Origin of the sequence: Segatella intestinalis (assembly GCF_029348455.1) — a bacterium.
Lineage (GTDB): Bacteria > Bacteroidota > Bacteroidia > Bacteroidales > Bacteroidaceae > Prevotella.
In genome coordinates this window covers 23415-49206 of the sequence record NZ_JARJVV010000007.1, presented here as the reverse complement: position 1 = coordinate 49206, position 25792 = coordinate 23415, and the positions used below count along the sequence as shown (strand labels likewise).

16 protein-coding genes are annotated in these 25792 nt (G+C 45.8%); 5 read left to right on the top strand and 11 right to left on the bottom strand.

Annotated elements, in window-relative coordinates; genetic code table 11:
• Positions 1-155 precede the first annotated feature (155 nt).
• The 3 genes from P3T48_RS06070 to P3T48_RS06060 all read left to right on the top strand — a co-directional run bounded on the left by P3T48_RS06070 (position 156) and on the right by P3T48_RS06060 (position 4298).
• Positions 156-2600 (top strand): hypothetical protein, encoded by a 2445-nt coding sequence (locus P3T48_RS06070; protein WP_276506020.1) that lies wholly within the window; start codon positions 156-158, stop codon positions 2598-2600.
• Positions 2601-2705: 105 nt separating this feature from the next.
• On the top strand, positions 2706-3413 hold the full coding sequence (locus P3T48_RS06065; RefSeq protein WP_276506019.1) for an ABC transporter ATP-binding protein: 708 nt from the start codon (positions 2706-2708) through the stop codon (positions 3411-3413).
• Positions 3414-3446: 33 nt separating this feature from the next.
• Positions 3447-4298 carry a CvfB family protein gene (locus P3T48_RS06060; RefSeq protein WP_276506018.1) on the top strand — a complete coding sequence of 284 codons (852 nt, stop codon included), beginning with the start codon at positions 3447-3449 and terminating at the stop codon, positions 4296-4298.
• Between the two features lie 126 nt (positions 4299-4424).
• On the opposite strand, the gene P3T48_RS06055 is transcribed toward P3T48_RS06060, so the two are convergent.
• From P3T48_RS06055 to mnmA, 5 genes are all read right to left on the bottom strand, one after another.
• The gene (locus tag P3T48_RS06055; RefSeq protein ID WP_276506017.1) at positions 4425-6164 is read right to left on the bottom strand and encodes an HAD-IC family P-type ATPase; all 1740 of its coding nucleotides are present in this window, start codon (positions 6162-6164) and stop codon (positions 4425-4427) included.
• A gap of 173 nt (positions 6165-6337) precedes the next feature.
• The gene (locus P3T48_RS06050) at positions 6338-9166 is read right to left on the bottom strand and encodes a putative LPS assembly protein LptD (protein ID WP_276506016.1); all 2829 of its coding nucleotides are present in this window, start codon (positions 9164-9166) and stop codon (positions 6338-6340) included.
• Positions 9167-9225: 59 nt separating this feature from the next.
• Positions 9226-9762, bottom strand: coding sequence for an HDIG domain-containing metalloprotein (locus tag P3T48_RS06045; protein ID WP_217758470.1), 537 nt, complete (start codon positions 9760-9762; stop codon positions 9226-9228).
• Between the two features lie 91 nt (positions 9763-9853).
• Positions 9854-11629 carry a hydroxymethylglutaryl-CoA lyase-like TIM-barrel protein gene (locus P3T48_RS06040; protein WP_276506015.1) on the bottom strand — a complete coding sequence of 592 codons (1776 nt, stop codon included), beginning with the start codon at positions 11627-11629 and terminating at the stop codon, positions 9854-9856.
• Positions 11630-11853: 224 nt separating this feature from the next.
• Positions 11854-12936, bottom strand: a complete 1083-nt coding sequence (mnmA, locus tag P3T48_RS06035) for a tRNA 2-thiouridine(34) synthase MnmA (protein WP_276506014.1) — start codon at positions 12934-12936, stop codon at positions 11854-11856.
• Positions 12937-13189: 253 nt separating this feature from the next.
• Between mnmA and P3T48_RS06030 the strand changes: the two genes are divergently transcribed.
• On the top strand, positions 13190-14878 hold the full coding sequence (locus P3T48_RS06030) for a putative transporter (RefSeq protein ID WP_276506013.1): 1689 nt from the start codon (positions 13190-13192) through the stop codon (positions 14876-14878).
• A 374-nt stretch (positions 14879-15252) separates the two neighbouring features.
• Entirely contained in the window at positions 15253-16743 is a 1491-nt protein-coding gene (locus P3T48_RS06025; protein ID WP_276506012.1) for a threonine/serine exporter family protein, read from the top strand.
• A 3-nt stretch (positions 16744-16746) separates the two neighbouring features.
• Here the strand turns inward: P3T48_RS06025 and P3T48_RS06020 are convergent, their stop codons facing one another.
• From P3T48_RS06020 to P3T48_RS05995, 6 genes are all read right to left on the bottom strand, one after another.
• Positions 16747-17670: a helix-turn-helix domain-containing protein gene (locus P3T48_RS06020; RefSeq protein WP_276506011.1), complete on the bottom strand. Its 924-nt coding sequence runs from the start codon at positions 17668-17670 to the stop codon at positions 16747-16749.
• A gap of 39 nt (positions 17671-17709) precedes the next feature.
• Complete coding sequence (gene rsgA, locus P3T48_RS06015; RefSeq protein ID WP_217758458.1) at positions 17710-18642, bottom strand: ribosome small subunit-dependent GTPase A; 933 nt, start codon at positions 18640-18642, stop codon at positions 17710-17712.
• Between the two features lie 9 nt (positions 18643-18651).
• On the bottom strand, positions 18652-19212 hold the full coding sequence (frr, locus tag P3T48_RS06010) for a ribosome recycling factor (protein WP_022252599.1): 561 nt from the start codon (positions 19210-19212) through the stop codon (positions 18652-18654).
• Positions 19213-19339: 127 nt separating this feature from the next.
• Positions 19340-20155, bottom strand: a complete 816-nt coding sequence (rsmA, locus tag P3T48_RS06005) for a 16S rRNA (adenine(1518)-N(6)/adenine(1519)-N(6))-dimethyltransferase RsmA (RefSeq protein WP_022252598.1) — start codon at positions 20153-20155, stop codon at positions 19340-19342.
• 679 nt (positions 20156-20834) lie between these two features.
• The gene (locus tag P3T48_RS06000) at positions 20835-23261 is read right to left on the bottom strand and encodes a glycoside hydrolase family 3 protein (protein ID WP_276506101.1); all 2427 of its coding nucleotides are present in this window, start codon (positions 23259-23261) and stop codon (positions 20835-20837) included.
• 64 nt (positions 23262-23325) lie between these two features.
• The gene (locus P3T48_RS05995) at positions 23326-25791 is read right to left on the bottom strand and encodes a DUF4982 domain-containing protein (protein WP_276506010.1); all 2466 of its coding nucleotides are present in this window, start codon (positions 25789-25791) and stop codon (positions 23326-23328) included.
• Position 25792 lies beyond the last annotated feature (1 nt).

Here is a 25792-nt window from a genome sequence, read left to right as displayed (position 1 = left end):
TAAAATTTAAATTTTATCTATCTATCATACAATATTGTTGCTTTTTAAAAACATTTATAGCTCATTTTCTATCTTTTCCCTTATTTCTTTTTGAGGTTTATACAAAATTGCTTATTTTTGCAAAAGAATTTAGAACTTAATTCAAACAAATAGCTATGAAGTATTTCAACTTTTTAGGAATTATCCTTATTACACTTATGAGTGTAAATTCATTAAATGCTCAAGAAGCTGATAATGACTATTTTACTATCGTTTTTAACGACAGTACTGACATTTTTTTTCAAGCTAAAAACAAAAGTAAAGACCAAAATTTTCTCAAAAAAGAAAGAAATAAAACTTCAGAAAGGGGGGAAATTCAATCACGTTTAGGTTTTTTTATAGCTTCATATGATGATAACTTTTTCATGACGGAAGGAGTTCTGCATTGTTTAAAAACAGCAATGGACAGTTGGGAAAACGCAATAGCCATAAAAGAACCTATAAAATTCCATGTATGCATTTCTGAAGACTTAAATGAAGATATTGCTATTTCTACAACTGTAGGATATTCTTATTATAATAGGAGAGATTTGGAATCTCTCCCAGATAATCTACATCGTCAAATTGACAACAATATAACAGAACACGATACTATTACTATAAACGCTTCACTTGACTGGAATTCATCATGGCCGTATGACAATACTTACTTTGGTACTATAAACATGTCAAACGCTTTCATGAGAAGTATTGCGAAAATTATGGGATTTGGTTGTTCTGTTACATATAGAACAGGAGGATTAGGATTTGCAATTAGTCGTTTTTCTTCTCCTTTTGACAAACTACTATACAATGGAAAAAAATATCTTTCTGATTTGAAACGAATAGGAAATAGTAAAGATTTTACAGATTTTTTCACACAGCCTTTATCATTAAAGACTTCATCGTTTAATTACAAAATGTACAATCGCGGCTATTTTGAATTAGGTAAAAGTGGAGTGTATTTTCATTTAGGTTATAATAATCTTATGGAAGATTCTTTATCAGATTACAATAAATTACTCACAATAAATCCAGAAACAATCGACATAATGAAATCTATTGGCTGGACTCCTACTTCCTACGACTTACACATCACTTGTAATAACACAGACGCATTGGGTTATGGGTCTATTTATGATAATATGGAATTCAAAATATTAGATTCAAACAAATTGCCAATAGTAGGAAATTGGACTTATCAAATCTATAACCCAATCACAAAACAATATTCTAACAACAGCACTGCTTATCAGACAAATATTTTTTCTGTAAATCCCAGCAATACTGATAAATATCTTGACATGTTCCAGTGTGTACAAGGGAAAATTATCTGTGAGACAAACGGTACTTCGTATAGTTATTTGACATCATTAGATGCTCGCCCTAAAATAGAAAAAGTTTACATCGAAAACATAAAAGACGTTGATGAAAACAGCTATGAATTTGACCTTTTTATATTTGCAAAAGGAGCCACAGGTGGTGATATTTTTGTATCGGACGATACAGGTACCTCAAGAAGTTATGCTTTCAAAAATGGAACAACCCATATAGGACCTATGATAAAAGGTTATAAGGCATATATAGATATATCGCTAAGCAATGAATATGGATATACAAGTAAATTTATAGAAAAATCCCCAGATTACAATCAAGCAAGACGTAACGAACAAAACGCAGAAAACATTGATATAAAAATTAATGGTAAGAAATGTACTCAGATCAAAGATGGAGATTTAATTACATTATCATTACCTGGACACTATAAAACTGAAGACATAGAATCCATTAAATGGTATATTAATTTTAAACAAACAAATAATCAAGAATACAAATATCTTTTATCTGAGGAACTTTATTGCTCTTTTATTAACAAACCCAAAATATTTCAGTGTTATTTTTCACACCCATACAACAGCGTTCTTAGAGGATTTGACTGGGGAAATTTAAAAAAAGAGGTCTGTCCTAACGACTGTTATTTTTCATGTATATTTAGTACTTCAAATAAAGGAAAAAACAATATCAGCTATATTCGCTCAGAACCTATTGATTTTGAAGTTCTGCCATCTACTCCTGTTTTGACTTTGAATAAGACATGGACTCCAATAGAAGGACAGGACGATTATCCTCTGGCCAATGTTTCTATTGATGCAGAAAATTTTGAGCAAGGAGTCATTTTAGTAGAACAAAGTGAAGACCATTTACCTATATATACAGATACAATTTTTACGACAATACCTCAAGACGGCTTTACAGTCTATCCTGGAACATGGTATAATGGTATTTTTTGTTGGGTACGAAACCAATATGGACAAGCAATGAGTAATATTCTGAAACTCAATACCACAGATATTGCAAACAAAAACCATTTATCTGATTTTCTCATTGTAAATGGCCATCAAATAATTATAGATCCACCATATATGGTAACAATAAAAATCTATAATACCTGTGGAATATTGGAAAAGGAGGAATGTACCAACAACAAAATAAACATTTCTCTTTGTCGAGGATTACATCTAATAAAAATATCAGATAATAAAAATAACAATTTCAAGAACTACAAAATATTAATAAAATAAAGGAATTATTTCAACAAAAGGAATAAGAGAAGGTCTACATATTGTGACTGTCTTTTGTGGAAAATCTAAAATTTCAGAACTTAAATGGAATAATATCAAACAACAATGATAGACATCAAAGGAATAACAAAGAGCTTCGGCTCGCTGCAGGTACTTAAAGGTATCGACCTGCATATCAATAAAGGTGAGGTGGTAAGCATCGTTGGCCCCAGTGGCGCAGGCAAGACCACCCTGCTACAGATCATTGGCACACTCGACCGCCCTGATGAGGGAAGCGTAGTGGTAGACGGTATTGACGTGAGCAAACTGTCACAGCGGAAGTTGAGCGACTTCCGTAACCAGCATATCGGTTTCGTATTCCAGTTTCATCAGTTGCTGCCGGAGTTTACCGCGCTCGAAAACATCATGATTCCTGCTTTCATTGCAGGCAAGAGCCGCAAGGAAGCCAAGGCAAGGGCAGAAGAACTGCTCGACTTTATGGGGCTGAGCGAAAGAGCTCATCACAAACCTGCAGAACTGTCGGGAGGTGAGAAGCAACGCGTGGCTGTGGCAAGAGCTTTGGTAAATCATCCTGCTGTAATCCTCGCCGATGAGCCTTCGGGCAGCCTCGACTCACACAACAAGGCAGAACTGCATCAGCTCTTCTTCGATCTGCGCGACAAGTTCGGACAAACCTTTGTCATTGTCACACACGACGAGGGACTTGCCTCGATTACCGACCGAACCATACACCTGAAAGACGGTATGGTAGAAAAGAACGAAGAAGTGAAGAGTGAAACCATAGAAAACGAAGACGTGAAGAGCGAAGAATAAAAACGAACTACAGATAAAACAAAGAACACATATATGAGCAACAAGATAAAATTAGGCGATTTCAACAGCCTGAGAGTGGTGAAAAGAGTAGACTTCGGCATTTACCTTGACGGAGGTGAAGAAGGAGAAATCCTTCTTCCTACCCGTTACGTACCCGAAGAGGTGAGCATTGGCGACGAACTTGAGGTGTTTATCTACCTCGACCAAGACGAGCGACTCATCGCTACCACCGAGAAGCCACTTGCCAAAGTGGGCGACTTCGCCTACCTCGAAGTGAAATGGGTGAACGAATATGGCGCTTTCTTGGGATGGGGACTGATGAAAGACCTTTTCTGTCCCTTCCGTGAGCAAAAGAAGCGCATGATTTTGGGACAGTCATACATCGTTCACGTACATATTGACGAGGAGAGCTATCGCATCGTAGCATCTGCCAAGGTGGAGCGATACCTGTCGGAGGAACATCCTCACTATCGTCATGGCGACGAGGTGGACTTGCTGATCTGGCAGAAGACAGACCTCGGCTTCAAGGTCATCATCGACAACCAGTACCCTGGTCTGCTCTATCAGGACCAGATATTCCAGTACATTCATACTGGCGACAGAATGAAAGGCTATATCGGAAGAGTGCGCCCTGACGGAAAGATTGATGTGAGTCTGCAGAAAACAGGACAACAGCAAACTGCCGACTTTGCCGAAACACTCTACCAGTATCTGCTCGACAATGATGGTGCCTGCGACTTAGGCGACAAGAGCGAGGCTGACGATATCTACGAACGCTTCCATGTCAGCAAAAAGGTATTCAAGCGTGCCATTGGCGACCTCTACAAGAAACGACTCATCACCGTGAGTCCTATGAGTATCAGACTTTTAAAGGTAAAAGGGTAAAAAAGTAAAAAGGTAAAAAGGTAAAAGGGTAAAAAGGTAAAAGGGTAAAAACGCCCTAAAAATAACAACCCACTTGTTTTGGATTTCCAAAGCAAGTGGGTTGGTGTTTTTATAGAATCAACTATGCTATTCCACTTTCTTCAATGCTCTCATGGCATTGAGGACAGCAAGAACCGTTACGCCGACATCGGCGAAGACAGCCATCCACATGGTACCTAAGCCCACGGTGGCAAGCAACAGGACTGCCACTTTGACTCCTATGGCAAAGGCCACATTCTGATGGGCAATGCGGATGGTGCGACGGGCAATGTGAACAGCAAGAGGAACCTTTCGAGGCTCATCGTCCATCAACACCACATCAGCAGCCTCGATGGCAGCATCACATCCCAAGGCACCCATGGCTATTCCTACATCTGCCCTCTTCAATACGGGCGCATCGTTGATGCCATCACCTACATAAGCCAAAGTCCTGCCGGCAGGCTTCTGTTTCAGCAGTTGTTCTACATGAACCAACTTATCGGCAGGCATCAGTTCGGCTTTATATTCATCGAGACCCAACTGACGGGCTATGCGATCGCCCACCTCCTGACGGTCGCCTGTAAGCATCACCGTCTTGACGACACCCTCACGGCGCAACTGGGCTATAGCCTCGGCACTGCTCTCTTTTACACGATCGCCTACCACAACAGGCGCACCCTCATCGGCTTGTACCAACACCTCGCCATGAGTCAGCGTGCCAGTCTTATCGAACACCACTACGCCCACCTTGGCAAGGGCATCCATATAACTGCTTCCCTTGATGAGAATACCAGCGCGGGAGGCTCCGCCAATGCCGCCGAAGAAAGTGAGCGGCACACTGATAACCAAGGCACAAGGACAGGATACCACAAGGAAGATAAGCGCACGATTGAGCCATAGAGGCAACAGTTGCATAAAACTACCCTCACCAAAGAGCTGCACGCCCAAGCCCAAAGTACCCAAGAGAGGCGGCACAATGGCTAAAACCAAGGCTGACAGCACTACTACAGGAGTATAAACGCGGGCAAAGCGGGTGATGAAAGACTCACTGCGCGACTTGCTTGCATCGGCACCCTCTACCAAGGCTATGATGCGAGAGGCTGTACTCTCGCCAAAGGTCTTGGTGGTCTGCAAACGCAGTTCTCCCTTCACATTGATGCTGCCCGAATAAACCTCATCGCCCACTTTTACCTCACGCGGTACACTCTCGCCCGTAAGGACAGAAGTGTCAAGAAGCGCAGAACCACTGACGACCTTACCGTCAAGAGGCACTTTCTCTCCTCGTTTTATCAAAACAGTCTCACCGATTTGTACCGTCTCGGGGGCTACAGTCTCTACCTCTTCTCCATGACAGACGTGAGCCACATCAGGACGGATGGTCATCAGATGTGAGATACTGTCGTGACTCTTTCCCTCAGCATAGCCTTCGAAGAGTTCACCCACCTGGAAGAAAAGCATGACGAAGACAGCCTCAGCAAACTCAGTCTCCTCGCCTGGAAAGAAACCGATGCACAAGGCTCCTATGGTGGCAATGGTCATCAGGAAATGCTCATTGAACACATCGCCATGAGCAATACCCTCGGCAGCCTCGCCCAAGGTGTCATGACCTATCAGCAGATAGGGAACAAGATAAACCAGGAGCAACTGCCAGGTAGAAAGAGCGCATGTCTTCTCGACGAAGTAAGCTCCTATAAGCAATAATACAGTGACCGAGATGAGCAGAAGGCGCTTGCCAAGGCTTCCATGCTCGTCATGATGCTCGTGATGATGCTCGTGATGATGCTCACAGCCACAACCGTGAGAACCTTGAGCACAACCACATTCGTGATGATGATGATTTGATTCCATATTGATAAGATACTTTAGTTATATTACACTTCTTTTCGTTTTCGGATGCAAAAATACAAAAAGGCTTCTGCAACCTGGTTGCAAAAGCCTATTCTATGTAAAATATCTTCTATTGAACTTGCGAAAGTTGATCCTTATATATATAAATAAGGTGTCAGTCTATCTTTCGAGCATCAATACCACTGCACGGCATTGGAATAACCGCTTCGCTTATCGTACTTCAAAGCATCTGTAAGCGTAGAAGCGTTACAACGGAACGTGAAGTTATAGCTGGTATAAGGAGCCAGCACCACCGAACAACTCATATTGAAACAATGGAGGTCGCGCTGCAGAGAAGCAGTTGTCATACTCATGGCCTTGTTCTCGAAGTCGTAGCCAGATGAGAAGCTGATGTTCCAGCCATCACTGATGCGCACGTTACCACTGAAGTTGAGAGTCTGGGTAAACTTGTATGGATAGCGCATGGTGCTCTCGTTGAACTTTTCGCGGCGAGTATCCTCACGCATGGTGATACCGTAACCCACAGAAAGCGACCAAGGCATATTGAAAGCCATGTAACCGTCGTCATCGGTCTTGGCCTTTCCGCCCTTCTTCTTGGCTCCATGCTTTCCAGCCTCCATGTCATCGTCGATATTGGTTTCGATACTGGTATCTACACCCTCATCGTCATCCTTGTTGCGTGAGTTTTCGCTGTCGCTGTCATCGCCTCCTCCGAATAGCTTCTTCAACTTTTCAGGCGTAAGCGTGAAAGAGAAGTTCTGCGACATACCCTGGAAACGTCCGAAACGTCCCTTGCCCCACTCAGTATGGGTTCCCACATAAGGATTTCCCTGTTCGTCGAGTTCATAGGCATAGGTGGCAAAGACAGCATGCATACTGTAAGTATAGTTTTTCCACCATTTCAGGCGCAAGTCGATACCGAGGTCACTCCATGGCCGCACCTTGGCTGCCGTATTGTAACTCATATTGATATCGAAAGCATCGATAAGACTTATCTTTTTAAATCCGGTGGAGTCCTTATCGCTCTTGACCTTCATCTCAAGGTTGTTGCCCAACGTGAAGGAAATGCTTCCCTGCTTACCCTTGCCCGGCACTCCAAAGAGCGAGTTTTGATAAGGCGAGTAGCTGACGAGCGATACATTTCCATTGGCATCAGTCTTCTGATAAGTATCCCAGTATCCATAGCGAGAAGCACCAAAGTCTGGCGCATAGCTGAAACTTACAGTTGGCGAGAGCACGTGGCGTATGGCCTGTATCTTGTCACCGAAGAGCTTGCGGTTGGGCACCCAGAAGCCATAAAGCTTGGTAGAGGCACTGATGCTCATGTTCCAGTTGTACACATTATGGAAACCATAGGTCGTATCAGCCACCTCGACCTGCTTCTGCTCGTCCCACGACTTCGTGACCTTATTAGTGTACATACGGTCGGTAAAGTTGAAGTTAGGACTGATGTTGATGTACTTGAAGAGCGTGAAGTTGGCACTTACCGGAATGCGATGTTCCCATCCGTTGCGCCAGTCTTTAATAAGATTGCTCTTGAAAAGCAGGTCTTCCTTAGTGGAGATGGAGTTGCTCACATGTCCTGTATAGCTCAGGGCTATCTTCTCATACCATCGCTCGTCACCCACCATCTTCTTGCGACGGAATGGATAGAAACGCGCAATGTTGATATTGAGGTCGGGCAGAGTGACTGCCAACGAAGAGTCACGCATGTTCTGCGAGAGGTTGGTAGTTGCCGTCAGCGACATACCTATGCTCGAAAAGTTGGTGCTCCAGTTGACAGAAGAGGTTCTGGTACTCTGCGTCATCGACTGTGGATTATAGAGCGAGTTGAGATTGTTGCGCTCATAACTGGTTGAAGCAAAGTTGACGCTGGCAGAAAGCGAACTGTAAGGATTGGCCTTGGAGTCTTGTCGATGGCTCCACTGCAACTTGAAACTCTCCTGCTCGGTAAAGTCGGGCATTCCCTTATCACCTGTCTTTGTATCCTGATAGCTGAAATAGAAGCTTCCCGAATACTTGTAGCGCTTGCGATAGTTGCTGGCAGCCGAGAGACCCCAAGAACCCTTGGTGTAGATTTCGCCCAAGAGTTTCAAGTCCCATTTGTCGTTGATGGCAAAATAATATCCACCATCACGCAAATAGAATCCTCGGTCGCTCTCATCGCCATAAGTAGGCATGATAAAACCGCTGCTATAGCTCTTGGTAAAGGGGAAGAAACCATAAGGAATGGCGAAAGGCATAGGCACATCACACACCACGAGGTAAGCCGGGCCAAAGACTACATCCTTGCCAGGACGCACCTTGGCACGCGAGAGCGAGATATAGAAATCAGGATGTGGGTCATCGCAGGTGGTGTAACGTCCATGCTGCAGATAGATCACTCCCGAAGAGTCGCGCTTGGAGCGCATACCCGACAGGAAACCGTCCTGCTGCTCGGTATATACATTATTAATAAGGGCTTTCTTGCTCTTGAAGTTGAACTTGATGGTATCGGTATCATACTCGTCGCTACCCATCTTGAATACAGGCTTTCCCTTTACACCCCCTTCGGCAGTAGAGTCGGCCGTACCCATAGCCTTCACGTTACTCTTATCGATGTCCATCGAAATACGGTCGCTGGCAAGATCCATATTCTCATACTTCACCTGCGCAGAGCCATAAAGATGCGCCACCTTGTTCTTGGCGTCATAGACAAGCGAGTCGGAAGCCGAATAAGTGACAGGAGCATCTACTCCACCCGACTTCTTGCGGGCAATACTGTCGAGACGAATACTGTCGTCCACCACTTGGTTGTGCTTCCAGATAGCCTTTTGCAGAGAGTCCATGCGGGCAGTATCAGCCACCACATTGCCTGCTGAGTCGCGCAAGACAGAATCGACCACAGCAGTAGAGTCGGCGGCAGCCTTCTTCTTTTTCTTCTTGAAGAACGGCATGTTGGGACTTGCCATCATACAGATGAAGGCAAACAACAAAAGTGCTATGAAAGGATATTTTCTCATTTAGTTTGCAAAGTTAAGCATTCTGCTTAGATTACACATCATGCTGACGTCTTTTTAGCTCATTCGAACATTTTTTCCCACTCCTTGAAGCGCAGGACGCCCTCCTCGCCAAACTTGGCCAAGCTTTTCTCAGCCTGCTGGATGGTTTTCTCACAATCGAGATGAGTCTTGCTGAAGAACTTGTCAGCATAACAGATCACCTTTTCCTCCATGGTTTCTGGAAGGAAATCCTGATGGGGCAAAGGCAGATTCTGACTCTCTATCTGCTGGCATGTGATGCCTGCTCCCGTATGGCGCTCGCACACTCGTGCATGGCGCTCGAAGCCTTCACGACGCATCAGTTCGGCACCCAGACGACCATGACAGATGTAGGGTTGACTGCCAAAACACATGATGCCAGGAGCATCGGTAAGATAGATTCCGATGTCGTGAAGCATGGCTGCCTCTTCCACAAACTGAGCATCAAGATGCAGTTCGGGATGAGACGAAACAATCTGTAGCGCTCTTCGCGCTACAGATTGACTATGGGTAATGAGGATATGACGAAGCTCATCATCCTCAGGATAATACTTATCAATAATAGCTTGATAATTCATCTATTTAATGTTTAGTTTGTAATGTTCAGTGTTTAATTAGGCTCACGCCACGATACTTGCAAAGTAAACATTAAACACAGAACATTCAACATTATTCAGCCTCTCGCTCAATGTAGGCGATAACATCGCCCTTGCGAATCTTGCTGCCCTGCTTGGCATTGATTTCTACAAGCTTTCCGCCAAGAGCTGCGGGAACGGTCTCGAACTCGCCCCATGGAGCCAGGATGTAGCAGAAGGCATCACCTTCCTTATACTCCTTGCCGATGAATGGCTCTACGGCTGGCTGGCACTCGCCCTCGCCCTGGAACTCCCAGAAGATCTGACCGGCAACAGGTGCTACGATGGCATCAGCCTTGGCATGCTTGAACTCTGCCAACTGGGCAGGAGTCAATGTTGAGCCAAGCTTGGCATCCTTAGCCTTCTGCAGGTCTGCCAAGAAGTTCTTCTTAGCCTGACCGCTCTTATAATTGCGATACTGCTCTGGGTGCATGGCAAGTTCGAAGAGTTCCTCGTCGTCCTGACCGTACTCCCAACCGTTCTCGTCCATCTCCTTCTTGAAGTCGTCGAGTGCATTGGTAAGCAATGTGTGGGCATCAACATCAGTAAACTCACGACCCTGCTTCTTGGCAAGCTCTACGAGTTCGGGATCTATCTTGCCTGGAATCTTACCACTCTTACCGAGGATCATACCCCACATAGAGTCGTCCATCATCACGAAGCGTCCCTTGCCCTGCTCCATGGTGAGGAGGTTCATCAGGGAGATGTTCTTCACGTACTGGCTGAATGGTGTTACCAATGGAGGATAACCCACGCGTGGCCATACATACTCTACCTCGTCGAAGAGCTTGATCAGGAGGTCGTCCATAGACAACTCTTCCTCACCCTTCTTCTTGCGGATGTTGTTGATGGTCTGACGCATACCGCCAAGGTCTGCCATCATAGAACCCATCATACCGCCTGGGAGACCGCAACCGAGCAGGAGTGAAGACATGATCTTGTTGCCAGGGTTGATAAAGTAGCCAAGCCACTCGTCGATAAACTCCTGAGTCATGGCACGAGCCTTCATGTATGCGCTCATATTGATCTCAGGAACCTCGAAGCCCTCGTTCTTCAGCATGCTGATGACAGAGATGACGTCTGGATGAACCTTACCCCATGACAATGGCTCGATGGCTGTATCGATGATGTCGGCACCATTGTTGCAGACCTCGAGGATGGAAGCCATAGAGAGACCAGGACCTGAGTGACCATGATACTGGATGATAATCTCTGGATACTTATCCTTGATCATCTTGGTGAGCTTACCGAGGAATGCAGGCTGACCGATACCAGCCATATCCTTCAAGCAGATTTCCTCAGCACCGGCAGCGATGAGCTGGTCGGCAATGTTCATATAATAATCGAGAGTATGAACAGGAGAGTTAGTGATACAGAGTGCACACTGTGGAGTCATGCCGCCCTCCTTAGCCCACTTGATAGAAGGAAAGATGTTGCGAACATCGTTCAAACCATCAAAGATACGGGTGATGTTGGTACCCTGCTTAGCCTTCACCTTGTACATAAGGGCACGTACATCGTCTGGCACAGGATACATACGAAGAGCGTTCAATCCACGGTCGAGCATGTGGGTCTTGATACCCACCTCATTGAAAGGCTTGCAGAATGCACGAACTGCATCATTAGGATTCTCACCAGCGAGGAGGTTTACCTGCTCGAAAGCACCGCCATTGGTCTCTACACGGCTAAAGCATCCCATCTCGATGATTACTGGGGCTATCTTAGCCAACTGATCCTTGCGTGGCTGGAACTTACCAGAACTCTGCCACATGTCTCGATATACGAGACTGAACTGAATTTTCTTCTTCATTATTATTTAATAATTTCTTTATTCTTTTCTTTATAGTAACACGGTGCCTGGCGGCACCTATATAAAACCAAGGTGCAAAATTAGACAAAAAATCCGAATTATCAGTCCTTTCAACTGATTTTTTATAATTATTGTACTATTTTTGACTATCCTGTTGGATGTTCACATATTTTTATTGACTCAACTTTCGCAATAACTTCTGAACTTACGACAGTTGACTCTGCTTATACCGTTATTTCGCCTGAGCCATAGCAACGATGATGATTCTCATCATATACCACGCAGAACTGGCCTGGAGCCACTCCGTGTATAGCTTCCCCGGCATGTACCATCAGCCTGCCATCCTCCATACGTTCTATTGTGGCAGGATGATACTCGGGGGTATGGCGTATCTTGAAGGTGACATGATGCATGTCCACCTCGCGGGTAAGGAAGTGGAAGTCGTGCAGCGGAAAGTCCTTCTTATAGGCAGTCTGCGGGTCATAGCCATGACTCACGTAAAGGATGTTGTGCTCCACATCTTTCTTCACCACAAACCAGGGGCCGCCACCGAAGCCAAGTCCCTTGCGCTGTCCTATGGTGTGAAACCACAATCCCTTGTGCTCACCGATGCGCTTGCCCGTTTCCAACTCTACCACATCACCAGGATTGTCGCCCAGGTAACGGCGGATATAGTCATTGTAGTTGATCTGCCCCAAGAAACAGATGCCCTGGCTGTCGCGGCGCTTGGCATTGACGAGATGTTCTGCCTCGGCTATCTCACGCACCTCGTTCTTCACATGATGCCCAATGGGGAAGATGGCCTTGCGAAGCTGCCAGGAATAAATCTGTGCCAGGAAGTCGGTCTGATCCTTCACTGGATCGGGACTTGTCACCAGCCACTTATCGCCCTGCTCGTCAATCTCTGTCTGCGCATAATGACCAGTTGCTATCAGATCATAGTTGTGCCCCATCTTCTCGTCGAAGGCACCAAACTTGATGAGCCTGTTGCACATCACGTCAGGATTGGGCGTATAGCCAGCCTTCACCTTCTCCATGGTGTAGCGAGTCACCTCGTTCCAGTATTCCTGATGACAGTCTACCACCTGCAACTTGCAACCATACTTGGCAGCTACGGCAGTAGCCATCTCGAGGTCTTCCTCAGAAGAGCAGTCCCACTCTTCCTTTTCCTCGGGTCCGATCTTGATATAGAAGCAGTCGGGATGCAAGCCCAGACGGGCAAACTCCCAAACCACTACGGAGCTGTCAACTCCTCCCGAAAGCAAAACGGCAATACGCTTGCCCTCCAAACTCTTTATATCCAACATGATGAGAATGTACTTTGTTACTTAAAAGTATGTTGAAACCAGGCGATGAAGTCACAAAAGTTCCTTCCATCGCACGATGAAAAATGCGGGAAAGCCTCTCCACATAAAATTTCGGCTGCAAAAGTACAAAAAAAGCATGAGACAAAGCTATAAATCAATAAAAATTAGTACCTTTGCACCCGAAAATTCAAATACGAACCAAACATTCGCACGTAAGAGAGAAATTGCGAATCTCGAATTACAAAAAGTAGTTATGGAAATTTTAAGGAATCTATTTTATGGTTTTCCCGACCTCTGGGGAGGCGGTGTAGCCCATTCGGTGATGATTTTAGCTTTGGTCATTACGCTGGGCCTGTGTTTAGGCAAAATCCGTGTGAAAGGTGTGTCTTTAGGCTTGGCCTGGATTCTTTTCATCGGTCTTGTCTTTGGTCATTTCTCGCTCAACCTCGATGAGCACCTGCTCCACTTTCTGAAGGAGTTCGGACTGATACTCTTCGTTTACTCCATCGGTCTTGAGGTGGGCCCCAGCTTCTTCTCGTCGTTCAAGAATGGCGGTAGAAGTCTCAACATGCTCAGCATCATTGTGATAGCGCTGAGTATCGCTACCACATTGGGAATATTCTATGCTTCGGGAACTTCCATTACCTCTATGGCAGGTATCCTGTCGGGTGCTGTAACCAACACTCCCGGACTGGGTGCCGCACAACAGGCGTTCAGCGACCTGCGCCATATCGATGCCCCCAGCATCGCAGCCGGCTACGCCATCGCCTATCCTATGGGTGTGCTCGGCGTTATCCTGTCGTTCGCCATCCTGAGATTTGCTCTACATATTAATAAGGAGAAGGAGGAGAGCGAGGCAAAGAGCGGTAAAGGCCACTTGGAAGCCATGACTCTGAACACCTTCTCGGTGAAAATCACCAACAAGATGATATTTGGCGACACCGTAAAGCAGGTACGCGAGCTCTTGGGACGCGACTTCATGATTTCACAGATTCACCGTCCCGACAGCGACGAGCATCATGAGATAGTCAACGGACATACCGTGCTCAATGAGAACGATGTGGTATTCATTGTGGCTCATCCTGCCGTACAGGAGCCTATCATAGCCTTGCTGGGCGAACAGGTGGAGATGGACTGGGAACAGTTTGGCAACGAGCTGATAACCCGCCGTATCCTCATCACCAAACCAGGCATCAACGGCAAGACCATCAGCCAGATGCAGATACGTTCCAACCTGGGTACCAACATCACCCGAGTCAACCGTGCAGGTGTAGACCTCATTGCCACTCCAAGCCTCAAGCTGCAGTTGGGCGACCGAGTTACAGTAGTAGGCACAGAGTTGGCCATCAGCCATACCGAGAAGGTACTGGGTAACCAGATGAAACGACTCAACTACCCCAACCTGATACCAATCTTCTTGGGCATCATGTTAGGATGTATCGTTGCCAACATACCATTCTTTATCCCGGGCATTTCAGAGAGTCTGCGACTCGGACTGACAGGAGGTCCGCTCATCGTGGCTATCCTGATAGGATACTTTGGTCCTAAGCACAACCTTGTGACCTATAATACGATTTCAGCCAACCTGATGATTCGCGAGATAGGCATCTGCATCTTCCTGGCATGTGTGGGATTGGGCACAGGCGAGCAGTTCATACAGACCGTAGCCACAGAGTCGGGCATGATATGGATTCTCTACGGCATAGCCATCACCATGATACCAATCTTGTTGGGCGGCATCATAGGCCGTTATGCCTTCCACATCAACTACTACACTCTCCTGGGCGTTTTGGCTGGTGCCAACACCAATCCTTCAGCCTTGGCTTATGTGAGAGACCAGACCAGTGCCGATGCGCCTTCAGTGGGCTACGCCAATGTTTACCCATTCGCCATGTTCCTGCGCATCGTAACCATTCAGATCATCATCTTCGTGTTCGGATAATAACGGACAGGAAGATGGGTTCATAACTTTCGCTGGATGGTTTACGGGCTGAAGGCCCAAAAGCTCTTAGCCCAGGGCAGCGCCCGCAAGCAGCACGCCCTGAAAGGGCAGAAGCTCTTAGCCCAGGGCAGCGCCCTGGGTATAATGGCAATCGGCAAGGCGCCCTGTAAGGGCAAAAGCTTTGTAAATTGCCTGGAGTTTTAAAGCTTTTGCCCTTACAGGGCGACAGGTTTGCGTCCAAAATAACCCAGGGCGCTGCCCTGGGCTAAGAGCTTCTGCCCCTTCAGGGCGTGTGGGGAAAAACTTGCGAAAGTTGAATTCAGTAAAATATAAAAAAACAAGTAAAGAGAAAAATAGTTATATAAAAAACATCAATGGATCACGGAAAAGAAATGGAGGCCCTGTTGGCCCAACAAGAGAGCAAGGAAAACTGCAAATGCGGCAACAACAAGGACAACTGCAACTGCAAGGAGATAGCCGAGTCGGAACTGCGACGCAAACTCGACCTGCTGCTCCGTACAGGCAGTCTGCTGATGGAGAGTGCCGCCGACACATCGCGCATCATGCGAACCATGAAGCGCACGGCAGCCTTCTTAGGACTCGACGAACAGTACATCCACCTTTTTGTAAACTGGAATGTGCTGATGGTGAACTACAGCGACGAGGAACACTCTTTCACGAAGTTTCAGCGCTGCGAGAAGCATGGCATCAACCTTACCACCATCTCATTGGTGAGCAAGCTGACATGGCGCGCCATCAAGGAAGACTACTCGCTCGACCAGTATGAGCAGGCTCTGCAGGACATCAAGTCCACCAAGCGCAGTTTCACACCATGGCAAGTGGCTGTGGGCGGCGGCTTCGCCTGTGGTGGCTTCTGCATACAGTTCGGTTGCGACTGGCCAGCCTTCTTCTATTGTTCGCTGGCTGCCATCTTAGGTTTCCGCCTTCGCATGTTCCTGCCTACTAAGGGTTGCAACAACTATGTAGCTATTGGTATTGCCGCTTTCGTGGCAACACTCATCGCGTGGGCCACCTCTTTCCTGTCGCTCACCCCATCCATTGCCTCCAGTCTACCAGGCTTCATGCTCTCTGCCACACCATGGCATCCGCTGATGGCCTGCGCTCTGTTTATCGTACCGGGAGTGCCACTTATCAATTTCGTAAGCGACATGGTAGACGGCTATATCGAAGTGGGAATGATAAGAGCCCTCAACACATTGCTGATGGTATTGGCTATGGCTTTCGGTATAGCATTCGCCATACAGGTGTGCCACATCGACAATTTTGTGACCGACCTTACCATGACGCCCCATCATGCCTACTGGGAATACGCCATAGCAGCAGCCGTATCGGCCATGGGCTTCTCCACCATCTTCAGCATTCCGCGCCGTCTGCTGCCGGCAGTTGCTGTGGGAGGTATCATCGCTGTCTGTTTCCGCAACTTTGTCAACCTGGGTCCAAGTAATGGCAATATTGGTCTTGACATGGGTCTCAGTATTGGTTCTCTGGCAGGTTCGGCTCTCATCAGCATCATCGTCATCAAGGCGCGCCACTGGTTCCACACTCCTCATCAGTGTATCACCATCCCGAGTGTCATCCCAATGGTTCCGGGTGTCTTGATGTATCGCGCTCTCTTTGCCTTCATTGATATGCACGGCGTGGTAGGCGAGGTTACTGTCGGCATGAACAATATGATCAAGGCATCACTCGCCATCATCTGCATCGCCCTGGGTGTGGCTATCCCCAATGTCTTCTTCCGCCGTTTTGTAGAGGGCGACCGCAAGCGAAAGCTCTTCAACATGCTTGTGGAGAGAAAGAGAAAGAATGGTGAGTTCGTGGATTTGCACGAAGTGGAAATCAAATAATATTTATTTTCTCAGTTTCTCACGATACTTCAGAGGCGAAGTATGGAGATGTTCTCTGACATACTTGCCAAAGAAAGAAGTGTTGGAGAAACCGAGAATACCCGAGATCTCCTTTATCGACTTGCTCGTAGATCGCAGATAATAAGTAATATCCGAAAGGGTGTACTCAGTTATCCAGTCAATGGCAGTCTTGCCGGAATGCCGCTTGCACACGATGGACAGATATTTTGGGGTGATGCACAGTTGCTGGGCAAAATACTCCACCGGCTGATGCTTGATCTCGCTCTGCTGCAACAGTTCAAGGAACTTGTCGAAAAGGTCGCTGGTAGTGGAAGAAGCGTTTTTATCATCCTTCTCTATGGTAGAAGAAAAATTGTTGCACAACGCCAACAATGCACTCTTGAGCAGCGTCTCAACGATTTCGCGGCGATAGGGATTCCACGATGTAAGCTGCATGTAGTCGGCATCGAGACAAAGACGCACCAGGTCGGTAAACTTAGCATAGAAGAGCATTTCTTCCTCTGTCATCTTCACCACCGAAACCTTGTCAACATACATGGCACGATTCCAGATGCTGATATGAGAGTGCAGAATGTTTTGCAGACCTAAGTTGGACAAACACATAGCCGTACACGCAAAGTCGGGCGAAACCTCCATGATGTCGAGCGTATTGTTGGGCGGACACACAAAGATATCGTTCTTACCGATCTCTATCACCTTGCCGTTGATGTTGAGCCTCACGTTGCCAGCCTGGCAGGAGGCTATCATATTCATCTGCAATCTTACGGGATCAGGATTAGCCAACACCCTGATATTGTCGAATATCAGAATGTTTTCATCGAGATAACGGGTACTGAGCTCGGCACTCTGTGCGAACTCGCCCTCCTCGAAGCGCTGCTTGAAATCCTTTAGCTCATTGTTTGGCATCTTTATCTTGTTCTTAGTTCTTTCAGTTTCGTTACACCCCTAAAAAGACTCCCTATACTTGTTCTCGTCCTTGTCTTCGAGCATGGAAAGATAACTTTGATAACGGCTGGCGGCTATGTAATGGTCTTCCACAGCACGGATAACGGCACAACCCGGTTCGTGGGTGTGGGTGCAGTTGGAGAAACGGCAGTTCTCTGAGAACTGGAATATCTCCTTAAAATAACTCGTCAATTCTTCCTTCTCTATATCAAAGGTACCAAAGCCCTTGATACCGGGAGTATCGATGAGATAACCTCCAGCCGACAGCGCTATCATCTCGCTGAAGGTGGTGGTGTGCATGCCCGTATTATGAGCATCGCTGATTTCAGCTGTACGTTGGTCGGCCTCAGGCACCAACTGGTTGATAAGCGTCGACTTGCCTACTCCACTGTTGCCGCTGAGCAAAGATATCTTGTCCTTGATAAGAGGAATCAACTGTTCTACTCCCTCACCGGTGGCAGCAGACAGCTCGACACACTGATAGCCAATAGTCTCATAGAGTTTTCGCATCATCTGCTCATAGTGCAACTCCTCCTCAGAGAGGATATCTCGCTTATTGAATACCAGAATGACGGGCACACGATAAGCCTCTGCACCAGCCAAGAATCGGTCGATAAAAGTTGTGGAGGTTTGTGGATAATTCACCGTCACCACCAGCAAAGCCTGGTCAACATTGGCTGCCAAGATGTGGCTTTGCTTACTCAGATTGGGCGATTTGCGGATAATGTAGTTGCGACGGTCTTCTATGGCAGATATAAAGGCGGTTCCCTCCTGATTGGTAATAAGCTGCACATGGTCGCCAACAGCCACAGGGTTGGTGCTGCGTATTCCCTTCAGACGGAAATTGCCCTTTATCTTGCTTTCAATAAGCTGGCCATCGTCAGTCTTGACGGTGTACCAGCTTCCAGTATTTTTGATGACAAGTCCTTTCATCCTACGACTTTAGACGGTCATGATTTCCTTCTCCTTGTCGTCCATGAGAGCTTCCAACTGCTTGATGTACTTGTCGTGCAACTTCTGCAAGTCGTTCTCAGCATCCTTCTCGAGGTCTTCAGACAGTCCGTCCTTGATAGCCTTCTTCAGCTTCTCCTTGATTTCCTGACGCACGTTGCGCACCTCAACCTTAGCCTTCTCAGCTATCTTGTTGCACTGCTTTACCAGTTCCTTACGGCGCTCACCTGTAGGCTGTGGAATGCCTAAGCGTACTATCTCACCATTGTTTTCAGGAGTGATACCCACTCCACTGTCCATAATGGCCTTCTCAATATCCTTGATAGCTTTCTTGTCCCAAGGACGGATAGCGATGGTACGAGCATCAGGAGTTGTGATATTTGCCACCTGATTAAGAGGCACCATACTGCCATAACTGTTCACTCTCACACCATCGAGGATGGCTACGTTGGCACGACCGGCACGGATATGCGAAAGTTCTTCTGCCAGATACATTGCAGCCATCTCCATGCGCTCGCCTGCTTTGTTCAAAGTTTCTTTTACGTCTATCATATTTTCAATTTTGCTTATTGTTAATAAATCCTTTTATTGTCTGTTATCACAATTCAAGCCACAAATATAGGCATATTTTGCGTAACCGCCAAACATTTAGAGCCACTTTTGCACGCCAGCCATCTTTTTAGCTGTTTTTCTCAGCCTGTAGCCTTTCCAGTTCAGCTCCCACATAATTGGTAAGTTCCACAAACTCCTGCACCGAAAGCTGCTCGGGGCGACGGGTCATCACATCGGCTGTATAGAAATCCTCGCGGGGAGTCTGCCCAGGGAACATCTGCTTCAGACTCACTCTCAACATCTTGCGACGCTGGTTGAATACCGTCTTTACCAAACGCTTGAAGAGCAACTCATCGCAACCTAAGTCGGTCACCTCATTGCGTGTCATGCGGATTACGGCACTCTTCACCTTAGGGGGAGGATTGAATACATTCTCGTCTACGGTAAAGAGATATTCCACACTGTACCATGCCTGTATGAGGACACTCAGGATGCCATAGGCTTTGTTGCCAGGCTCTGAGGCGATGCGCAACGCCACCTCACGCTGAATCATTCCCGTGCAACAGGGAATGAGGTCCTTGTAGTCGAGCATCTTAAAGAATATCTGCGAGGAAATATCGTAGGGATAATTGCCCGTCAGCACGAACTGTCGCCCATCGAAGATACGTGTGAGGTCCATACGCAGGAAATCCTCACCTATGATATTGTCCTTGAGACGTGGAAAGTTCTCGTGAAGATAAGCCACCGACTCAGAGTCGATTTCCACAGCTTTTACAGGTCGTGGTTTCTCTATAAGATACTGGGTGAGCACACCCATACCCGGACCAATCTCGAGCACGGGCAAATCAGGACAAGCGTCTACCGTATCGGCTATTCGCTTGGCAATACCGAGGTCAGTAAGGAAATGCTGACCCAAATTTTTCTTTGGCTTTACTGCTTTCATGTGTCTAATTTTCTGCAAAGATAGTGCAAGCGAGCGCAATGAAAGCTTGCTTTCAAATTGCCGAGTGCAGCTTATCTTCTGCAAAGATAATGCAAATGAGCGCAATGAAAACTTGTTTTCAAATTGCCGAGTGCAGCTTTTCTTCTGCAAAGATAACGCAAACGAGCGCAATGAAAACTTGTTTTCAAATTGCCGAGTGCAGCTTTTCTTCTGCAAAGATAACGTATTTTTCCGAAAAAACATGTAGCATCCATACAAAACAACACAAAAATTATTAACTTTTCACTAAACACGGCATGAAAAAGAACACAATGATTATGTTAAATGAAAAGTCATTGGGACAAATTACTTCATCATTCCATACAGGAAAGTCACAAACATATTTATAGTCAGTAATATTCTGTAGTTTCTACACTACAGGATGAGAATGCGAGAAATCTATAATAAATAACATTAAAGCATTCACCATTTATCTATTCTTTAGAACTTTTCCCAGACATTGTCACTCAAAAAAAGCGCGCAACTCTTTTGAGTTACACGCTATCTAAATCATTTTTATGTTTTTTACCCACAAAAATTTCCTAACTTTCTCGAAATCTGTGTCCAAAACGTTCTGCGTACTATCGATGATCTGTAACAGTCAAAACACGATAACGTTGTGAAATCACAAACAAAGACATCAAGGGATAAGAATCTGTTCTTTGAGAGGTAAAGAAACGGAACTACCACCAACTTGAACCAGATACGATCCTGGCACTGTCACAAACTGATGCTGGTCCATATCATAATAAGAGAATGAGTCAGAATCCAATTTTACTTGAATACGACGAGACTCTCCATGCTTCAGAAATACTTTTTCAAAGCCCTTCAACTCCTTCAACGGACGGGGTAAGGTAGGATTCACGCATCCCACATAGACTTGTGCTACTTCTGCAGCATCCTTCTTGCCAGTATTTTTCAAGTCGAAAGATACAAGCCATGAATCATTATCTTTAACTATAGTAAGATTTGAATAGTCAAAAGAAGAATAAGAAAGGCCAAAGCCAAACGGGAATAAAGGCTTGACTCCATTGGCATCATAACCACGATAGCCAACAAACACACCTTCACGATATTCCACAGTCTTACATTCTCTACCAGGTCGGTTCTCATAATAACTGTCATGGCAAGGATTGTCCTCCCATTTTTTCTCAATAGAAATAGGAAGTTTACCACTTGGAGAAATCTTTCCTGTCAGTATTTCTGACAAGGCAGTTCCACCTTCCTGTCCAGGATACCATGCCATCAACAGAGCATCGATCTTGTCAAGCCAACGGCTCATATCCACTCCACCGCCAGCATTGAGCACTACCGTCATCTTCTTGCCCGCCATAGAAAGGCGCTCTATCATCTCTTCCTGATACCCCGTAAGACGGAAAGAACGATCAAAGCCTTCTCCCTCTACATTGGAGTTAAAGCCAGTACTATAAACTATGTTTTCAACCTTAGCCAGACCTGCATACAATTTTTTCTCATTCAGACGAGAGATATTGCAGCTCACTGCTGCAGAAGATATATTGTCAAAATATTCCAAAACAAAATGATACATTTGGCCTTTTTCTACCTTGAACGTTTTCTCGCGATGAGAATAAGCATGATTACCCCAATCGCCTGTCAAGAGCTTATCGTTCACAAAGATACGGTAGCCATCATCGCCACCCATAGATATGCGCAACAGACCATCTTCCTTTGACTTATAATAGAAAGACCATCTTGCCGAGAAATGATCTTTAGGGAAACCTGGACCTATAGAGTCATATCCCCAATCAAATGCTATCCTGTCATCCACATGAGTTGAATCGGGAGTTCCTGAGAGTTTCTGATTTTTGTAATAAGAAGCCAAGAAACCTTTTTTTGTCATTGCCGCATCCATATAAACCTCAGCATTAACATCATCATAGATGACATCATCGGTCAAGACGATAAGATTGGGCTTGGCTTTCTTTAGGGCAGCACTCAACGTAGTAGAGGCAAAGGGATTTACGAAGCCACTTCCACCTCCTGTTGCCACAATATTGGCATTCTCACCAACAAGGGCTGTACGCCCTTTTAGGGGCAATGTATTCTTATTGTTTTTCAGAAGCACAATACCTTCACGGGCTATCTGTAGAGCTTTCTGCCTGGACGGCGCATAATTCAAGGCTATCGATGTATCCTTCTGCTGTCGGTCGAGCAAGCCAAAAGCTATCAAAGACTGCAGAATGTGCTGTACCTTTTGATCTATCGTAGCCTCTGTCACCAATCCATTCTTTATAGCAGGATAAAGATTCTCGTAATTCAGATTGCGTCCTTTTGGCATCTCCAAATCCAGGCCATTATTGGCTGTGTTGACAACAGAATAGACAGAAGTCCAATCAGACATCAAGAGGCCGTTAAATCCCCATGTGTCACGAAGTATCGTTTTATTGAGCCAGGCATTCTCTGTAGCATGCACACCATTGACAAGATTATAACTGTTCATAACTGCACCTACGTGAGCCTGCTGTACTGCCTTGCGAAATGCAGGGAAATAGATTTCCTGCAAAGTTCGCTCATCAATATCAGAACTGGTGTGATGACGACTCCACTCCTGATTGTTGCCACAAAAATGCTTGATGGTTGCCATCACTCCCCTGCTCTGAACGCCTTCTATGTACTGACAGGCTATCTCAGAAGTGAGATAGGGATCCTCGCCGAAATATTCATAATTACGACCGCACAAGGGTGAGCGATATATATTAACACCTGGACCCAATAAGATACCGACACCACGGGCACGGGCGTCATCCCCCAGGCCCTCACCCAACAGATGAGCCACATTTCTATTCCAAGTGGCTGCAGTTAGGATGCCCGATGGGAACAAGGTGCTATGAGGTGCATGATTGCGAATGCCACAAGGACCATCAGCCAGCAATATGCGAGGAATTCCCAAACGTGGAATAGCACGCAGTGAAAAGGACGTCTCACCGGACAGATAATCTATCTTTTCTCTCAAAGTCATTTGTTCCACCAACTCTTTCGCTCTTTTGACAGCTTCATCATCTATGATTTGAGCCATCGAATGAGAACAAACGACACCAACTATCATCACCGCTATTGTACGGCTGATATTACACAAACTTTTTATCTGATATTTCTTCATAACTATATTTTTATTTTGTCTTTATCTTTATCTTGCATGGCAGAAGCCCATCGGCAGAAGCCTCAAAGAATATATCTCCCATGCTGCCATTACCTCGTACGATTGCCATCAGTTGTCCATGAAAGACAGGCATTTCTGATATGTGAAAAGGATTCAAGTCGGTAGGATCTCCATTGGCTGAAGCAACAAACTCTCCACATCCATCTACTCTGAAACGAATTCTTTCAGAACTGTCAGGGCACAGATTACCCTGCCTATCGACTACTTTTAACTGCACAAAAGCATACTCTGTACCATTGGCGCACACACTATGCTTATCGACCGTAGCCATCAATCGATATGGTTGTCCTGCCGTGCAAACAGAATCACTCATCACAGGATGCCCTTCCCTATCATAAGCGACAACCACAAGCTTGCCCGGCTCGTATTTCACAGAATCCCATATCAACCGATAACGTCGTAAGAGAGCCAGACTGTCTCCCTTCATAGACTGGACTTCCGACAAGGACAGTTTCCGCCTGCGCCCCATGCTTTTGCCATTCAGGAACAACTCTGCTTCGGGATAATCTGTATATACCATTACAGGGGTTACCTGCCCCTCGCGCCCATGCCAAGTCCAATGAGGAAGTATATGAAGTGTATGATCTCTTTTATTCCACAGACTGCGATAAAGATAATACCTGTCCTTGGGTATATTGGCTAAGTCGATGATACCAAAGAGCGAGCTATGGCTTGGCCAGTTATCATTATTATAAGGTGTTGGTTCACCTAAATAGTCGAAGCCCGTCCATACAAACTGACCCAAATACCATGGATATTTCTCGGCCAAGGAAAAATCTACATCTGGCGTGTTACTCCAGCTACAATATTCCACATCATAACCCGAAGACTGATGGTCTGCGTACATTGCCATGGATCTCAACTTTAGAGGGAATTTATAAACACCACGCGAACTTACTGTGGAAGCTGTTTCGGAACCGAGAATCATTCCTTGCTGCCAAACAGCAGCTGCCTTTTCAAAATTCCAAGTATTGTAGTTGATGCCAGGAATATCCACTTCTTTGGCGAATCCATTAGCCAAAACATACGGAATTTGATCCATACACACTGTAACAGATCGTGTAGAATCTTCTTCATGGCAATACTGCTGCAAGCGTTTCACCAACTTCCATCCTTCAGGATCTCGCTGGTTGGGCACCTCGTTGCCTATTCCCCACAAGATGACAGAAGCATGATTGCGAAAATGGCACACCATATCTCTTACCATTCTCTCTGCATAATCTTCAAAATAACGATGGAATCCTTTCTCGCACTTAGGTATATCCCACTCATCAAAAGGCTCTATCAACAGCATCAACCCCATCTCATCGCACAATCGGGGCAATAATGAGGAAGGAAGATTATGGGAAGTTCGGATGGCATCACACCCCATATTCTTTAAAAGCCTGAGCCTATAGCGAAGAGCAGACTCATTAATAGCGGTACCCAGCGCTCCTAAATCATGATGTATGCAAACCCCTTGTATCTGACGATGCTTCCCATTCAGGAAAAAGCCCTGTCCCTTGACAAATTCAACACTTCTAATGCCAACCTCCTGCTCCAAGTGGTCAACAACACGTTTATCCCGAACTAAAGAGATACGCAAATGATAAAGATTAGGCTGTTCCGGACTCCACAATCGTGGATTCAATACTGTCAGAATCTGTCGAGAGTTTTGTTCACCCGCCCGCACCGAGGCTTGCCGACTGGCAACAACCTTGCGGTTAGTATCCAACAGTTCCAATCTGACGATGCTACCGGATTTGTTTTCCCCTACTATAGTAGCATCTACACTTACTTCAGCCTTATTAGCACCAACTATTTTAGTAATAACTTTGGTTTTCCAAGCAGAAAGAAGGACATCTCCCGTCTCAATCAACCTCACTTCCCGAAATATTCCTGCGCCAGGATACCAACGCGAAGAATGAGCCTTGGAATCTAACTTAATCGCCAAGACATTATCTTTGCCAGGACGATGTGCATAGGAGGTTATTTCTACTTGAAATGCAGCATAGCCATTCGGTTGAAAGGCCACTTGCCGCCCATTTACAAAGACTGTGGCCTCGCTCATCACTCCATCAAAATAAAGAAAGCTCCGTGAATTACCATTCAAGCGAAAATGACAACGATACCAAGCCTCGCCGTCATAAGGAAGTCCTCCGGTACGACCCGTCTTACGATTCACCTTGGTTTCTTTGTTTTGGATATTCATCACATCCTGCAAGTCGTTGTTCCTATCAAAAGGTCCCAATATGGCATAATCGTGAGGAACAGTCACACTGCTCCATAACTTATCGTCATAATTCACCTTCTCTGCAGAAGCATATCGTCCACGAGCAAATTTCCACCCTTCCTCAAGTATGCGTTCGCTACGTTGAGAAAAAACAGAAAGGAAAGATATACACACCATCAAAGAAAGAACTATAAAACGTTTCATA

Coding starts and splice junctions, on each gene's coding strand:
- P3T48_RS06030 (WP_276506013.1), top strand. CDS start 13,190: ATGGAAATTTTAAGGAATCTATTTTATGGTTTTCCCGACCTCTGGGGA.
- P3T48_RS06025 (WP_276506012.1), top strand. CDS start 15,253: ATGGATCACGGAAAAGAAATGGAGGCCCTGTTGGCCCAACAAGAGAGC.
- P3T48_RS05995 (WP_276506010.1), bottom strand. CDS start 25,791: ATGAAACGTTTTATAGTTCTTTCTTTGATGGTGTGTATATCTTTCCTT.
- rsmA (WP_022252598.1), bottom strand. CDS start 20,155: ATGAAAGCAGTAAAGCCAAAGAAAAATTTGGGTCAGCATTTCCTTACT.
- P3T48_RS06065 (WP_276506019.1), top strand. CDS start 2,706: ATGATAGACATCAAAGGAATAACAAAGAGCTTCGGCTCGCTGCAGGTA.
- P3T48_RS06020 (WP_276506011.1), bottom strand. CDS start 17,670: ATGCCAAACAATGAGCTAAAGGATTTCAAGCAGCGCTTCGAGGAGGGC.
- P3T48_RS06070 (WP_276506020.1), top strand. CDS start 156: ATGAAGTATTTCAACTTTTTAGGAATTATCCTTATTACACTTATGAGT.
- P3T48_RS06040 (WP_276506015.1), bottom strand. CDS start 11,629: ATGAAGAAGAAAATTCAGTTCAGTCTCGTATATCGAGACATGTGGCAG.
- P3T48_RS06055 (WP_276506017.1), bottom strand. CDS start 6,164: ATGGAATCAAATCATCATCATCACGAATGTGGTTGTGCTCAAGGTTCT.
- P3T48_RS06060 (WP_276506018.1), top strand. CDS start 3,447: ATGAGCAACAAGATAAAATTAGGCGATTTCAACAGCCTGAGAGTGGTG.
- P3T48_RS06045 (WP_217758470.1), bottom strand. CDS start 9,762: ATGAATTATCAAGCTATTATTGATAAGTATTATCCTGAGGATGATGAG.
- frr (WP_022252599.1), bottom strand. CDS start 19,212: ATGATAGACGTAAAAGAAACTTTGAACAAAGCAGGCGAGCGCATGGAG.
- P3T48_RS06050 (WP_276506016.1), bottom strand. CDS start 9,166: ATGAGAAAATATCCTTTCATAGCACTTTTGTTGTTTGCCTTCATCTGT.
- rsgA (WP_217758458.1), bottom strand. CDS start 18,642: ATGAAAGGACTTGTCATCAAAAATACTGGAAGCTGGTACACCGTCAAG.
- P3T48_RS06000 (WP_276506101.1), bottom strand. CDS start 23,261: ATGATAGTTGGTGTCGTTTGTTCTCATTCGATGGCTCAAATCATAGAT.
- mnmA (WP_276506014.1), bottom strand. CDS start 12,936: ATGTTGGATATAAAGAGTTTGGAGGGCAAGCGTATTGCCGTTTTGCTT.